Annotated in this window: 11 protein-coding genes and 1 pseudogene; 6 read left to right on the forward strand and 6 right to left on the reverse strand. The window is 61.6% G+C overall.

What is annotated here, in order from left to right; genetic code table 11:
• Positions 1 to 17 precede the first annotated feature (17 nt).
• Both C2U70_RS20820 and C2U70_RS20825 read left to right on the forward strand, forming a co-directional pair.
• Complete coding sequence (locus C2U70_RS20820; RefSeq protein WP_186294382.1) at positions 18 to 3,482, forward strand: bifunctional diguanylate cyclase/phosphodiesterase; 3,465 nt, start codon at positions 18 to 20, stop codon at positions 3,480 to 3,482.
• A 49-nt stretch (positions 3,483 to 3,531) separates the two neighbouring features.
• Positions 3,532 to 4,635: a DUF2336 domain-containing protein gene (locus C2U70_RS20825; RefSeq protein WP_140980292.1), complete on the forward strand. Its 1,104-nt coding sequence runs from the start codon at positions 3,532 to 3,534 to the stop codon at positions 4,633 to 4,635.
• 90 nt (positions 4,636 to 4,725) lie between these two features.
• Here the strand turns inward: C2U70_RS20825 and C2U70_RS20830 are convergent, their stop codons facing one another.
• Both C2U70_RS20830 and C2U70_RS20835 read right to left on the reverse strand, forming a co-directional pair.
• The gene (locus C2U70_RS20830; RefSeq protein ID WP_140980293.1) at positions 4,726 to 5,391 is read right to left on the reverse strand and encodes a GntR family transcriptional regulator; all 666 of its coding nucleotides are present in this window, start codon (positions 5,389 to 5,391) and stop codon (positions 4,726 to 4,728) included.
• 66 nt (positions 5,392 to 5,457) lie between these two features.
• Entirely contained in the window at positions 5,458 to 6,870 is a 1,413-nt protein-coding gene (locus C2U70_RS20835) for an FAD-binding oxidoreductase (RefSeq protein ID WP_140980294.1), read from the reverse strand.
• A 169-nt stretch (positions 6,871 to 7,039) separates the two neighbouring features.
• On the opposite strand from C2U70_RS20835, the gene C2U70_RS20840 reads away from it, so the two are divergent.
• From C2U70_RS20840 to C2U70_RS20850, 3 genes are all read left to right on the forward strand, one after another.
• Entirely contained in the window at positions 7,040 to 7,924 is an 885-nt protein-coding gene (locus C2U70_RS20840; RefSeq protein WP_186294383.1) for a dihydrodipicolinate synthase family protein, read from the forward strand.
• A gap of 198 nt (positions 7,925 to 8,122) precedes the next feature.
• Positions 8,123 to 9,355 (forward strand): rhodanese-like domain-containing protein, encoded by a 1,233-nt coding sequence (locus C2U70_RS20845; RefSeq protein ID WP_140980296.1) that lies wholly within the window; start codon positions 8,123 to 8,125, stop codon positions 9,353 to 9,355.
• A 301-nt stretch (positions 9,356 to 9,656) separates the two neighbouring features.
• Positions 9,657 to 11,198: a DUF1254 domain-containing protein gene (locus C2U70_RS20850; protein ID WP_246666808.1), complete on the forward strand. Its 1,542-nt coding sequence runs from the start codon at positions 9,657 to 9,659 to the stop codon at positions 11,196 to 11,198.
• A gap of 192 nt (positions 11,199 to 11,390) precedes the next feature.
• Here C2U70_RS20850 and C2U70_RS20855 read toward each other — a convergent pair whose 3' ends face one another.
• The 4 genes from C2U70_RS20855 to C2U70_RS33100 form a co-directional block, all read right to left on the reverse strand.
• On the reverse strand, positions 11,391 to 11,774 hold the full coding sequence (locus C2U70_RS20855) for a response regulator (protein WP_186294384.1): 384 nt from the start codon (positions 11,772 to 11,774) through the stop codon (positions 11,391 to 11,393).
• A gap of 351 nt (positions 11,775 to 12,125) precedes the next feature.
• Positions 12,126 to 12,302 carry a hypothetical protein gene (locus C2U70_RS33090; protein WP_186294385.1) on the reverse strand — a complete coding sequence of 59 codons (177 nt, stop codon included), beginning with the start codon at positions 12,300 to 12,302 and terminating at the stop codon, positions 12,126 to 12,128.
• Positions 12,303 to 12,692: 390 nt separating this feature from the next.
• Positions 12,693 to 12,860 (reverse strand): hypothetical protein, encoded by a 168-nt coding sequence (locus C2U70_RS33095; RefSeq protein WP_186294386.1) that lies wholly within the window; start codon positions 12,858 to 12,860, stop codon positions 12,693 to 12,695.
• Between the two features lie 373 nt (positions 12,861 to 13,233).
• Positions 13,234 to 13,389 carry a hypothetical protein gene (locus tag C2U70_RS33100; protein ID WP_186294387.1) on the reverse strand — a complete coding sequence of 52 codons (156 nt, stop codon included), beginning with the start codon at positions 13,387 to 13,389 and terminating at the stop codon, positions 13,234 to 13,236.
• A 189-nt stretch (positions 13,390 to 13,578) separates the two neighbouring features.
• Here C2U70_RS33100 and C2U70_RS20860 point away from each other — a divergent pair.
• Positions 13,579 to 14,053 (forward strand): annotated as a pseudogene (locus C2U70_RS20860) (phosphoglycerate dehydrogenase); the annotation flags it as partial.

Consider the following 14,053-nt stretch of genomic DNA (forward strand, 5'->3'; position numbering starts at 1 on the left):
CTTCGCGGATGTCGGCTATGGCTCTCCATGGGAATTCACCGTTCTGGCGCAGGATTCGTGGCGACCACGCAAGCAAGGCGATTGCGACATGGAGCCTCCTTGCCTTCACGGCAATCGTTGGACTTGCGGTGCTGGGGCTGGCAATCGTTAACATCGTCGTTCAACGCGCGACGATTCTCTCCGATGGCAAGGCGGATACCGCCAATTTGGCGCGCTCGCTGAAGCAGCATGCCGAACTGACCTTTCGGACCGCGGACGCGATTCTGACTGCTTTCATCGAACGGCTCGAGCGCGACGATTTCGATTCGACAGGTCGGGCGCGTCTAAAGGCCCTGTTCCGCCAGGAGGTGAACCAGACCTCGCAATTCGTGAGCTTCGCGGTCGTCGATGCGAACGGTTCGTTGATCCTTTCCTCTGCAAGCGACGACGTCTCGCAACAAGTGTCCGACCGCGACTACTTCGCCTTCCACAAGGAGAATTCCGGCAGAGGGCTCCATATTGGTGCTCCAGTTCGCGGACGGGCGGTGAAAGACTGGCTGATCCCGGCCACACGCCGTTTCAACAGCGTGGACGGCTCCTTCGGAGGTGTCGTCGTCGCGGCCATCAACCCGAAATACTTCCAGGAGTTTTACGAGAGCTTCGATCTCGGCGCGAACGGCGCCATACTGCTCGCATCCCTAGATGGCTCCCTGCTGGTCCGAAGGCCCTTTGCCGAGGCAAACATCGGACGGGACATGTCGCGGAGCGGCATCTTCAACGAGCTCAAGCGATCTTCACGTGGAACCGTTGAACTCACGGCTTCGACGGACGGAATTACCCGCATCAACAGCTACGAGCGGGACGAGGCTTATCCGTTTGTGGTTGCCGTCGCCAAGGACACCAGGGAATTGCTGGCGCCCCGGTACGAGGCAGCTTCACGCCGCGCGGTGGAGGCCGTCGGCATAGCTGTCCTCATTGCCTTGCTGGGAACGGCAATCTGGCGTGCAACGCGGCGCATCGAGCAGAATGCCGTCGAAATGGCGGACACAAACGCGCGTTTCGACGCCGCGCTCACGAACATGTCGACCGGGCTCTGCATGTTTGACGCGGACGGTGCGCTGGTGGTCTGGAACGAGCGTTACGTGCAACTCCACCAGTTGCCGCCGGAGGTGCTCCGCCGCGGTATCAATATCAAGGACATGTTGGCGTATCGAAAGCGCACCGACAGTCCGGAACTGGACGTCGACGCCTATGTCGCGCGGCTCCGGCAATCCCTGACCGAAACGGGTGAGGGGCATACGCTGCTCGAGTTCAACGACCGAGCGATATCCATCACCAACAAGGTGATCGCCGGCGGTGGCTGGGTCGGGATCCATGAAGACGTCACTGACCGGAAGCGCCAGGAAAGACTAATCGTCGAAAAGGCTGCGGAGCTCGAAATCATCAACAAGCGATTCGAGGCGGCCTTGGCCAATATGGCGCAGGGTGTGTGCCTCTTCGACGTCGACAGGAAGCTGGTCATATCGAACGAGCGCTTCCGCGAAATGTACGATGTGCCGCAAGCCCTGGTGGAGCCGGGGACGCCCATGAAGGTTCTGGTGGATCACCAATTTCAGAAGGGTGTCCGCGACGAGCTCTCCGCGGACGCGAATTCCGAACGGATTCCATCCCTGCTTCAGCAAGTTGTCCTGATGCCGGATGGCCGTGTCATTTCGATCAGGCGTACTCCCGTCGTGGGCGGTGGTTGGGTCGCGACACACGACGACATCACGGATCAGAGGCATCAGCAAAGGCTCATGGCCGAGAAGGCCGCAGAGCTCGCGATCATGAACGGGCGTTTTGACGCCGCCTTGAGCAACATGTCTCAGGGCATCAGCATGTTCGATCAGGAGCGCAGGCTGGTCGTCTGGAATGCGCGCTATGCCGAAATATTCAAGTTCCCGCCTGGCTATCTGAAGCCGGGGATACATGTGAATACGCTCGCGACCGATCTTCTTTCCTGGGGGATCCTGCAGGGCGAACGAAACCAGCCTGCGATCCTCAAGAAGATCGAAACGATGGACGGACGTCCGACCGACACGGACTGGGTCGAGGAACTTGCGGACGGACGCTCCATTTCGATTTCAAGGCAGCCAATGAGAGACGGTGGTTGGGTGGCGACGTCCGAGGACATTACCGAGCGACGGAAGGCGGAAGCCGAGATCGTCCGCCTTGCCCGGCATGATCCCCTGACCGGGCTCGCCAACCGCGCGGAGTTTGCTTCCAAGCTCGAGGACGCCTGCAAACGCGTCAAGCGCTATGGCGGCGCGATATCGGTCATGATGCTCGACCTCGACAAGTTCAAGGCGGTCAATGATACGCTTGGTCATCCCGCTGGCGACAAGCTGCTGGTGGAGGTCGCGCACCGCCTGAGGGCGTCGTTGCGGGAAACGGATTTGCTGGCGAGACTAGGCGGCGACGAATTCGCGATCATCCAGGAGTGTGGCGCGGATCAGCACGAAGGCGCCATCGCGCTGGCCTTGAGAATCATCAACGCCATAACGCAACCTTTCGACCTCGACGGCCACGAGGCCAGTGTCGGCACCAGCATCGGCATAGCACTCGCTCCCGAACATGGCGCCGATCCCGCGGAACTCCTCAAGCGAGCGGACCTCGCGCTGTATGCCGTCAAGGCAGGCGGTCGAAACGATTTTCAGATCTTCCGGTCCGAGATGTTGGACGCCGCGAATGCCCAGCAGTCAGAAGAGAGTCAGTTGCGGGTTGCGATCGAGCGCGAAGAGTTCGAGTTGCACTATCAGCCGGTGTTCGATGTCCGGACGCGACAGGTCTGTGCCGCAGAAGCGCTGGTGCGCTGGAACCATCCAACGAGGGGATTGATCGGGCCCGACCAGTTCATCCCTCTTGCAGAATCGACTGGTCTCATCGTGCCGCTGGGGGATTGGGTGTTGCAGCGCGCAGTCACCGATGCGGCGTCATGGCCCGCGCACGTCAAGGTCGCGGTGAACATCTCTGCAGTTCAGTTCAGGAAGGGGAGCCTGTTCGACGTGATCCTGTGCACCCTCGTCGAAACGGGGCTCGCGCCACATCGGTTGGAACTTGAGATCACGGAGACAGCATTTCTCGAGAACCGGGACGACCATCTGGCGAGCATCCGGCAATTGAAAAATCTCGGCCTATCGGTTGCGATCGATGATTTCGGCACCGGATATGCTTCCATGGGCTACCTGACTGCCTTCCCCTTCGACAAGATCAAGATCGACAAGTCGTTCGCGCAGGGCGCGCTGAGCCGCCGGGAGTGCAAGGCTGTCGTTGCCTCGACGCTGACGCTCGCCCAGGGCCTTGGCATCGTCACGACAGCCGAGGGCGTCGAGACCGAAGAGCAATTCAGGTTCATGCGCGATGCTGGCGTGGATTTCGTGCAGGGCTACCTGGTGGGGCGGCCAGTGCCGCTCTCCCAGCTCGACCTCCTGAATGCAGGCGAGGTTCGGGGAATGGTGGCCTAGAAGAGCAAACGCGTTCTTTCGGACTCAGTGGCGGCTCGGAGAGAAGTATATGGAACCGAAACCGGCTCTCGTCGATGAACTCGAGAGCATATTTGCAAGCAAGGATGTTGCGCAGCGGGCAACCATCCTGCGTCGTGTAACCGACCTGTTCGTGGGCGGCTCGGGCCGCTTCTCCGATGATCAGATCGAGTTGTTCGACGATGTCATGGGAAGACTCGTCGAGACCATCGAACGCGACGCTCGCGCTCAGTTCGGTCGCAACCTTGCAGGGCTTTCCGACGCGCCGCCGAAGACCATTCGTGCTCTCGCACTCGACGACGCGATCGAAGTTGCGGGGCCCGTGCTTCAGCGCAGTGAGCGAATCGGCGATGACGGCCTGGTCGAGGTCGCGCGGCTCAAGGGGCAGGACCATCTGCTTGCGATTTCCAATCGAAAGGTCCTCGCGGAAACCGTAACCGACGTTCTGGTAGACCGGGGCAATGCCGCCGTCTTGTCGAGCACGGCAAGAAATGGCGGCGCAAGATTTTCCGGCCGTGGCGTGGTGAACCTGGTCGAGAAGGCACAAGCTGACGGCGGTCTTGCCTTGAGCATCTGGTCGCGAGCAGATATCCCCCGCCAAAATCTCATCAGGCTGTTCGCTGATGCGTCCGAAGCGGTCCGGACCCAGATGGTGGAACTGGACCCGAGGCGGGCCGTGCTCATCGCGGCCGCGGTCGCTGAGGCCTCGGACCAACTTCAAGGCTTGACGCGCGCGGCTACGGACGAATTTGCGAAAGCAATGTCATATGTCCAGTCGCTTCATGTGGCAGGCGAGTTGAAGGAGGCGCAGATCCACGCATTCGCCAACGAGGGCAGTTTTGACAAGGTGACGGCGGCCCTCTCGCTGGTCTGTGATCTTCCCATAGCAGTGGTGGAAAGAGCCTTCGTGCAGACGCAGACAGACCAAATTCTCGTGATGGCCAGGGCGGTTGATCTGTCGTGGGTTACTACGGTCGCGCTCCTGCTGTTACGCGCCGGTGTCAGTGGCAGTTCGAGACCCGAACTTGACCGATGCTTCACCAGCTTCAGCAAGCTTCAAACAAAGACCGCGCAGACGGCGCTCCAGTTCTATCGGATGAGAGAAAAGGCTGCGGGAGCGCGATCCCACCCATAATGGACCGCGCCAGGCTGCCCTTCCGACGCGGGTTCCGCTCTCTTTCGACAAGCCGAGCTGGTTGATTTGAGCGAGGCTGCAGCGAGCCACTCACCCGACCTTCAGCACCTTCGCATAGGTCAGGCCCGAATTGTTGATGTGCGTCGTCATCAGCTTTGCGAAGGCCGGGAGGTCGCCGTCCGAGAACAATTGCACCAGCGTGCGGTGCTCGTCGAACGAGGCCTGCGTCTCGACGTCGATCGGTGAGCTCACATTGGTGCGAAGGGCCGCGACCCGGCCGGAGACGAGCTGGTAGGACTCCTCGAGATAGCGGTTGCCGCAATGGGCGAAGAACGCCTCGTGCAGCGCCGTATCAGCATGTCCGTAGGCGATGCGGTCCTTGGCTGCAAAGGCCTTCGCCATCGCATCCAGCGCGGCCTCGATCGCGGCGATCGTGCCGACGTGGTCGTGATGGTAGGCGAGTTCGGCGGCCTTGGGCTCGATCACGGTCCTGAAGGAGCACAGCGCGGCGATATCGACCGCGCTCGGCGTAAACACGAAACTGCCGACCTGCGGGCGGATCACCACCAGCCCCTGCGCCTGCAACAGGCCCATCGCCTCGCGCACGGGGGTGCGGCTGACGCCGAAGGACTGCGCGACCATTTCTTCCGAGATCGCAGCCCCGAGCGTGAACTCGCCGTCGATGATGGCCTCGCGCAGGCGCAGCATCACCCGCTGCGCCAGCGATTTCGGCGAATCGAGTTTTAGCGATTTCATCGGCCCTCCGGCATCTAGCTTAATGCCCTCGAGCGCCCGTGTCGTGCGTGTCGAAGTCATGATGGATCAGATGACCTTGCCGGGGTTGAGGAGATGATCCGGATCGAGCGCCGCCTTGAGGGTACGCATCAGGGCGATCTCGGTTTCGCTCCGCGCGTGCCCCAGCCATTGTTTCTTCAGTGTCCCGATGCCGTGCTCGGCGGAGACGCTGCCGCCCATCTCGCGCACCAGTCCGTAGATGATCGCGTCCATCTCGGCTTTCGGCTGCCGCTCGATCGGCAGCCCCGTGACCCAGGACACCAGGTGCAGATTGCCGTCGGCGATATGGCCGTAATAGACGCTCTCGCAGCCGGCGACGCCGCGTGCCAGCGCCGCCTTGCAGCGCGTGACGAACTCGTCCATCCGGCCAACCGCGAGCCCGATGTCATAGGCATTGTGCGGGCCCAGCACCTGGCCGAATTCGGCACAGACGTCGCGCACCTGCCAAAAGGCCTTCGTCTGCGCCAGCGATTGCGCGACGGCCGCATCCGCGAGCAGGCCGCGTTCCATCAGGTCCTCGAGCCAGGCCTGGAAGCGCGGCGCGTCGATGCTCTCGTCGGTGCCCTGCGCCTCCACCAGCACGTAGAAGCCATGGCCCGCGGCAACCGGCGGCCGTACGCCGGCACGCGCCGTGATGACGTCCCAATAGTCCGGCCACATCACTTCAAAGGCCGACAGCAGCGGACCGAGCCCGCTGCGCGCGGCATCGAGCAGCGCCACCACGTCGGAATAGTTTTCGAGCGCGCAGAGCGCGGCCATGGTCGAGCGCGGCTTTGGAAACAGTTTCAGCACCACGCGGGTGATGATGCCGAGCGTGCCTTCCGAACCGATGAAGAGATGCTTCAGATCATAGCCTGCGTTGTTCTTCAGCAGCTTGTTGAGACTGGTCATCACGGTGCCGTCGGGCAGCACGACCTCGAGGCCGAGCACCAGCTCGCGCGTCATGCCGTAGCGTATCACGCGATTGCCGCCGGCGTTGGTGGAAAGATTGCCGCCGATCGCACAGGAGCCGCGTGAGCCCAGATCCAGCGGAAAGAAGAATCCGGCTTCGTCCGCCGCCTTCTGGATCGTCTCCAGCGGCGTGCCGGCTTTCACCGTCATAGTCGCCGACGCCGGATCGATCTCCTCGATGCCGACCATGCGCTCCAGCGAGATCGCGACCCAGCCCGGCTCAGGCGCGGCGCCGCCGCACAAGCCGGTGAGGCCGCCCTGTGGCACGAAGGGCAGGCGTCCCTTGCGGCAGGTGACGATCGCGTCCGCGACTTCAGCGGCATCGACCGGGCGGATCACTGCGCGCGGACGATTGGGCAGGCTGGCGCTGAAGTCGTTGCAATTGCGCACGGGCACGTCGCCGTCGATCAGAACCGCCTGCGGGCCCAGCCGGCGTTGCAGAGCGCCGAGCAGATGCTCGGGTCGTTCGGGCAGCGTCATCAGGTCCATGAAGGGGCCTTTGGCTTGCGGATCCGGAACAGCAAAATCCGGTTTGATCTTCTCATGTATGTAAGGTACAAGTAGAAAAGTAAAGGGGTCACAAGGCCCCGGATCCTCCGTGAAACTACCGGTTGATCAGAGACTTAAACGCAACGGCGCGGACCTGAGAGGCGATGTGATGGCAGAGGCGATTCGTGGATTCTGGGTGGCGTCGGCAACGCCGCTGACAACCGACGGCCAGGTCGATAACGCCAAGCTCGCCCACCATGCGCTGAAGCTGTTCGGCAAGGGTGTCGACGGCGTGGTCCTGTTCGGCACGACCGGCGAGGGCACCTCGTTCAATGTCGCCGAGCGCCTTGCGACCGTTGAGGCGTTGCTCAAGGCCGGCGTTGCCGCCGAGCGGATCGGCATCGGCGGTGGTTTCCCGGCGATATCAGATGCCATCGCGTTGACGCGCGGAGCCCTCGGCCTCGGCATCAACCACGTGCTGTACCTGCCGCCCTATTTCGATCGCAGCGTCACGCCCGAAGGCATCGAGGACGCGTTCGCCGCGATCATCGACGGCATCAGTGACGATCGTCTGCGCGCCTATCTCTATCACATCCCGCAGGTCTCCGGCGTCGCCATTCCGCCGCCGGTCGCGGCGCGCTTGCGCAAGCGTTACGGCAAGGTGGTTGCGGGCCTGAAGGATTCGAGCGGCGACTTCCGGCAATTCCAGGTGTTTCGCGCCGCGGCCCCCGAACTCGCGATCACCGTCGGCAATGAAACCGACATCGCGCGCGCGGTCGCGGCCGGCGGCGCCGGCACGATCTGCGGCATGGCCAATGTCGTGCCCGAGCTCGTCAAGGGCATGCTGCGCGGTGCCGATGTCGAGGCACGGATGCAGGCCGCCGTCGATGTCGTGATCAAGACGCCGGCCTTCCTGCCGACGCTCAAGTCCATTCTCGCGGCGCAGACCGGCGACGCCGCCTGGCTGCGCGTGCGTCCGCCACTGCGCGCGCTCTCCGACGGAACCGCGTTCAAGCTGAAGCTGGATGAATTGATGAGCCCTGCCATCGCGTGACGGCGCAGGGCATGACCGGAGCCGTGTCATGCGACGCGACACCTGGATATTCGTCGCCTGGTACTCATGGGTCGCCGTGCTGCTGGCGACGCTGGCCTATTTCTTCTTCGGCTGAGGAAGAGACGCCGCCTAGCCAACCGTCCCATATTCGTCCTAAAGCTTGAGCCTCGTCGTTCGTCCGCCAAGGCTCGCAGCTCCATGACTCTTCCGCTCCTTTCCCCCTCCGATATCCGCCGCGCGCTGCTGCTGCGCGAGGAAATCGCGCTGCTCGATCTCAGGCACGAGGCGCAGTTTGCCACGGGACATCCGCTGTTCTCGGCCAACATGTCGGCGGAGCGCATCGCGCTTGAAGCCGAGGTGCGGCTGCCGTGCAAAAGCGTGCCGATCGTGCTGTTCGATGATGGCGAAGAACTGGTTGCGCCGGCAGCCGAGAGCTTCAGCGCGCTTGGCTACACCAATGTCAGCGCACTCGCCGGCGGGCTCAAAGCCTGGCGCGCGGCCGGCTACGAGATCTTCGAGGACGTCAACTCATATGCCAAGGCGTTCGGCGAGCTGGTCGAGGCGCGCCGCCATACGCCCTCGCTCAGCGCCGACGAAGTTGCCGGCCTGATCGCCGACAAGGCCAACATCGCCATCCTCGACGTCCGCCGCTTCGACGAATACGCCACCATGAACATCCCGGGCTCGGTCAGCGTGCCCGGCGCCGAGCTCGTGCTGCGCGCCGGCCGCGCGGCGCCCGATCCCGAGACCACAATCATCGTCAACTGCGCCGGCCGCACGCGCTCGATCATCGGCACGCAGTCGCTGATCAATGCCGGCGTTCCCAACAAGGTGCGCGCGCTGCGCAACGGGACGATCGGCTGGACGCTCGCCCGGCATTCGCTCGACCACGGCTCCGCGCGGCGCGGCGACATCGGCGCGTTCGACGGCGCCGAGGCCAATGCCCGCGACGTCGCCTATCGTGCCGGCGTCCGTCATATCGGCGCGGGGGAGATGCAGGCGCTCGCCGCACAGGTCGGCCGCACGCTCTATCGCTTCGACGTGCGCGACGCCGACGAATATGCGCGCGGCCATCTCGCAGGCTTTCGCCATTATGCCGGCGGCCAGCTCGTGCAGGAGATCGACATGGCCGCGCCCGTGCGCGGTGCGCGCATCGTGCTGACCGATGACCGGCGCGTCCGCGCCGACATGACAGCGTCATGGCTCGCGCAGATGGGCTGGGAGGTCTATGTGCGCGAAGGCTGCTATGACGGTGCGCTGGAGGTGGGCCCGCCGCTCGTGCTGCCGAAGCCGGATCCGGCGCATCGCTACCGGCGGCCCTATGAAGGCACCGACGTCGCCGAACGCGCGATGCAGGCCTATCTCGACTGGGAATATGGTCTCGTCGAGCAGCTCCGCCGCGACGGAACCCACGGGTTCTACGTGATTTGAGCAGCCGGCCAGCCAGGGCGTGTACTCACAAGCCGTTGTCGGCTTCACCGCCAGATACGGACGTCGCCGGGTTACGATGGCATGTTCGTTTTGGGCCAATAGCGGTCATTCGCGGCGCCACCGAAACACCGCAGCTTTTTCACCGTCTTCGATGTCCCCCTATGGCAATTACGTGCTGATGAAGTAGCCGTCCACAGCAAGCTGGACCTCGGCTAGAGCGCCACATCACTTTGAGGCACATCAATACGGTTTGCGCCGTGAGCAGCCAGATTGGGCCTATAATCCCGTGGAGACTTCCCCTATGTGGACGAAACGCGACCTCCTCCGCTCTGGTGCACTCACTGCAGCCGTTGCTGCGGGAACAAAACCTGGGCCAGTTATCGCTCAAATGCTCACGGGCGCGCCTGCTGCACCCAACTTAAAGTATTCAACGCCGATGCCTTCGGGTGTCGCGATACCCGACAATCTGGAAACTCGACTGGGTAAGCTGAATTTCTTTGGCGGTTTCCCCGATCAAGCCAGCGTCGACAAGCTTTACGACAACCTCGACTTTCAACGGGCAGTGCAGGCTTACCTGCTGGCACTGCCCGTGGTGAACCAGGTGGGTAACCGCGACGGCATCCTCGCGGTCGGTCCAGCCAATACGACCGTACCGATTTGGGAAACCATGGTCGATGCGCGCACGGTCGAACTTACTGCCAACAACAACACGCCCTACACTTGGTTCTGGCTCGACCTGCGCGGCGGCCCAATCGTCGTTGAAGCCCCGCCGAACGTGCTCGGGCTCATGAACGATATTTGGTACAAGTGGGTTGGCGACATCGGGCTCGTCGGCCCAGACAAGGGCCAGGGCGGAAAGTATCTGGTGCTACCGCCCGGCTACGAGGGCAACGTCCCCTCGGGCTATTTCATTTTACGACCAGGGTCATATCACACTTGGATTGCATGGCGTAGCTTCCTAGTTGGCGGCGATCCAAAGCCCGGTGTCGATCTCGTCAAAAAGCACACAAAAATCTATCGCTACGCCGACGCAGCTAATCCGCCGAAGCTCAATTTCGTAGATATGTCCAGCAAGCCATTCAATATGGTTGCGCCCGCGGACTATCCGTTCTGGGAATTGCTAAACAAAGTCGTGCAAGACGAACCAACCGATGAGATTGACGCGACGACGTTGGGCTTCTGGGCTTCAGTCGGCATCATGAAGGGCAAGCCCTTCGCTCCCGACGAACGCATGAAAAAAATACTGGCCGAAGCCGCGATTGTTGGCGATGCGACTGCGCGGGCCATCATGTACAGGTGGCGAGGCGCCGATGGCTACTGGTATTCGGACAGAAACTGGCGTCTAGGTTTTGTCGGTGGTTATAAGTTTGAGGAGAAAGGCGCGCGATTGCTGAACGCGTATTCCGGCTTCTTCTTCTACGCGACCGGCGTTACGCCCGCGATGGACTCAAGGAGCATTGGCGAGGGTTCGCAATATTTGGCGATGTTCGTCGACGCGAAGAATAATGTCCTGGATGGCGGCAAAGACTATAAGCTGCATCTGCCACCGAACATCCCGATCAAAAACTTTTGGTCGGTGATTGTCTATGACAACCAGACGCGTTCGATGCTTCAGACAGACCAGCAGTTTCCTAGCGTGAGCAGCCAAAATAAGAAGCTGAAGATAAACGCCGATGGCTCTGTTGACGTGTATTTTGGACCAAAAGCACCCGTCGGTCAGGAAGATAATTGGGCTCAGACGGTTCCAGGAGCGAGTTGGAATATCTTGCTGCGCCTGTACGGGCCGCTTCAGGCTTTCTTCGACAAGACATGGCGACCAGGCGACATCGAGCTCCAATCCTGAACAAGTTAGCTTACTTGGGCGGCAACTTTTGCCGCCCAAGGCAGCATAGGTCGGCCGTCTGAGCCAAGTCCCGCTTCGGGTCAAACCCTGACCTACCGGCCACGCCGCGAGGCGCCCGGTATACTTCCGAATCCGGACATCGCGCTGCAATGCGCAAACTGACGCTATGGGCCAACAGCTGAAGTGCACTCGCTAGGTGGGCGAGCCTGCGTTGAGAAGTTGGGATACCGCCGTAACCAATTGCGCTGGAGCAAACGGTTTCTTCAGCAGAACGCTGTTGGGCACTCCCTCTGACGCCCAATCTTCGGCGGCAGCGCCCGTTATGTAGACCACGGGAAATGCAGGATCGATCTGCCTGACAAGGCGCGCAATCTCCCAACCCTTCATCGGCCCTTTGAGATTGACGTCGGTTACGAGCGCCGAATACTTGACCACGCCGCTTTCGACCATAGCCACCGCTTCTTGTCCGGAAGCGACCGTCGTCAGGTCGAAGCCGCCCTCCTTCAAGGCGTCGTGAACGATTTCCCGTAATGGTTCCTCGTCCTCAACGACGAGAATGATGGGTAGGCCTTCCATCTCCCCCTCCACGCAGCGTCAGCCCAAGCCGCAGGCGCAACGCATTGGAGGAACAAAAGTTCAAAAGTGAACATTTGCCCCGAAGAAATGACGGGCGACGGAGGCTCGGCCGCCTGCGTTGGCCGCCCAGTGATGTCTGAGTTGGGTCAAAAGCGTTGATATGACGCTCGGCTGCAAAACTTCCGGTTTGCCTCAACGAGCCGAGATCTAGCTGCACCGCGTCAACAGAAGCGATGGGCTAACAAGCGACATGTCATTGAGTGGATAAATGAAGGGGAACGCCAGCTGAAATGACCGGCCGTTGGTCCTCTACTTGGGCGAAATTCACTTTGAGACACTGCCGAGGCGGCCTCACTTACGTGGAAACTTCGCCACCAAGCGGGACATCTGCCAAACCTGAACATCTTTTCCATCAATGAACTGGCGCGCCTTTTCGGTGGCATCTTGATCGTCGGCGCACTTTATTATTTGAGGCGGTTGATAGATGCGACCATCGGCTTCAATAAAATAGACGCGGTATTCTGGCATAGCCGAACTCCCGAAGGGCGGGAGCGCTACGCTCTCAGTCACCGATAACTGCCTAGGATGGGGCGATGATGCAAAGAGTGTAACACGATTACCCTAGTTTCGGCGTACCTTTGCGAAAAATTCCAAATTTACCGTCAGGTCGGTCGGCTTAAACTCTGACTTCGAACATGCCGCTATCTCTGCGCGAACTCACACTGTGTGCCAGAATACGTGAAGGAGGCCGCCGTTGCGGCGGTGCGGCTCTACATGAAGCCTGGTCTTTTGGGCCTCGAACTCGGCCACAAACCGGGCAATGCGCTCAGGCGTCTGATCAAGTAACCGGTCGCTATGCCCGAAGATGCGAACGATCGTCCGTGCAGACCGCAGATTTGTTCCTGTAGTCTTACCCTGTCACGGGTGCTTTGACTTGTCGTTCGGTCTTTCGCTGCTTGCCGGTACGTCCTTCGCTTCTTCTTCGGCAAGGAGCTTTCGAATGATGTTCCGCTTCTCCTCGTCCCGCTCTTCTTCAAGGAGCTTGCGATAGTAGCGGATGTTTTCATTGCGAATGAAGCGTTCCATCATGCATTTCCTCGCAGCACTCGACGCACTATTTTAGCGCAAGACTTAACGAGTTCAACTGGCGCGCTGGCGGTCGGGCGGCCCCGAAGCCTGCTATGGGTCAAGTTCTGACCTCGAGGGTCTCTGGTGGCAGGTCCGCTCCACTTCCAAAAGCGGACATCGCAGCCGCCGAACACTTAATGAGTACATGCCCTGGTCCGGAGGGGACCCGATGCAAGTTTGGCAATGATGACATTATGCCACTGATTTGCCCGACGGGTCAAGCCATTTTTCTGAAAAAACGTATTACGAAATTTCTACTGTGCATGGGGTTGTTTTCAAATTTTGGGCGGCCGGGCCCAAACCGACCCGCGGTTCCACAGGGGAATGCCGGTCAGGTCGCTTCGGCGCGCAGCAACCCGCCTGCAGCCCGTGCGCGGCACTGGGCGGCGACGGTGCGCAGCAGCCGGATCGTGAACAGGTCGAGCGTCCGCTTCAGCGGCCGCCCGGCGCGGGCCGCCAGGGCCATAGCTTGGGTGAACGCCTTCATGGGACGTCTCCGAAGGGGTGGATCATCTGGTCCAGCTTTTAGCCGGTCCGCGACCGGATATATGTGCGGCAGATCACATGTTGGCCGCCGCCCGTCGAACCGGCCGTGCCATCTTGTGTCCAGGGCCGAATCGTATTGTGTAGCGCCCGCCTCGCCCCGTCAGCCGCGAGGTATCGATATGGAGACCCTATGCCAGCCAACGGCCAAAGCCCCGCCCGCGACGCGAAAGTCCTGCTGCTCGAAGGCGTGAACGACAGTGCTGTGGACCTGTTCCGGACTGCCGGCTTCACCAATGTCGAGCGGCTGACCAAGGCGCTCGACGGCGAGGCGCTGCGGCGGGCCATGCAGGGCGTGTCGCTGCTCGGCATCCGCTCCCGCACCCAGTTGACCGCCGACGTGCTCGCCGCCACCGACCAATTGCTGGGGGTCGGCTGCTTCAGCGTCGGCACCAACCAGGTCGACCTCGCCGCCGCGCGCAGGCGCGGCATTCCCGTGTTCAACGCGCCGTTCTCCAACACCCGCAGCGTGGCCGAGCTCGTGATCGGCGAGATCGTGATGCTGCTGCGCCGGATCTTTCCGCGCTCGGTCGAGGCGCATGCGGGCGGCTGGGACAAATCGGCGACCGGCAGCCGCGAGGTGCGGGGACGCACGCTCGGCATCGTCG

The organism is Bradyrhizobium guangdongense, from assembly GCF_006483445.1.
In the GTDB taxonomy this organism is placed as follows: Bacteria; Pseudomonadota; Alphaproteobacteria; order Rhizobiales; family Xanthobacteraceae; genus Bradyrhizobium; species Bradyrhizobium guangdongense_A.

Excerpts from the sequence above, each read along its gene's own strand:
- C2U70_RS20830 (WP_140980293.1), bottom strand. The coding sequence starts at position 5,391 with ATGAAATCGCTAAAACTCGATTCGCCGAAATCGCTGGCGCAGCGGGTG.
- C2U70_RS33100 (WP_186294387.1), bottom strand. The coding sequence starts at position 13,389 with ATGAAGGCGTTCACCCAAGCTATGGCCCTGGCGGCCCGCGCCGGGCGG.
- C2U70_RS20825 (WP_140980292.1), top strand. The coding sequence starts at position 3,532 with ATGGAACCGAAACCGGCTCTCGTCGATGAACTCGAGAGCATATTTGCA.
- C2U70_RS20835 (WP_140980294.1), bottom strand. The coding sequence starts at position 6,870 with ATGGACCTGATGACGCTGCCCGAACGACCCGAGCATCTGCTCGGCGCT.
- C2U70_RS33090 (WP_186294385.1), bottom strand. The coding sequence starts at position 12,302 with ATGCCAGAATACCGCGTCTATTTTATTGAAGCCGATGGTCGCATCTAT.
- C2U70_RS20850 (WP_246666808.1), top strand. The coding sequence starts at position 9,657 with ATGTGGACGAAACGCGACCTCCTCCGCTCTGGTGCACTCACTGCAGCC.
- C2U70_RS20845 (WP_140980296.1), top strand. The coding sequence starts at position 8,123 with ATGACTCTTCCGCTCCTTTCCCCCTCCGATATCCGCCGCGCGCTGCTG.
- C2U70_RS20855 (WP_186294384.1), bottom strand. The coding sequence starts at position 11,774 with ATGGAAGGCCTACCCATCATTCTCGTCGTTGAGGACGAGGAACCATTA.
- C2U70_RS20840 (WP_186294383.1), top strand. The coding sequence starts at position 7,040 with ATGGCAGAGGCGATTCGTGGATTCTGGGTGGCGTCGGCAACGCCGCTG.
- C2U70_RS33095 (WP_186294386.1), bottom strand. The coding sequence starts at position 12,860 with ATGGAACGCTTCATTCGCAATGAAAACATCCGCTACTATCGCAAGCTC.
- C2U70_RS20820 (WP_186294382.1), top strand. The coding sequence starts at position 18 with ATGGCTCTCCATGGGAATTCACCGTTCTGGCGCAGGATTCGTGGCGAC.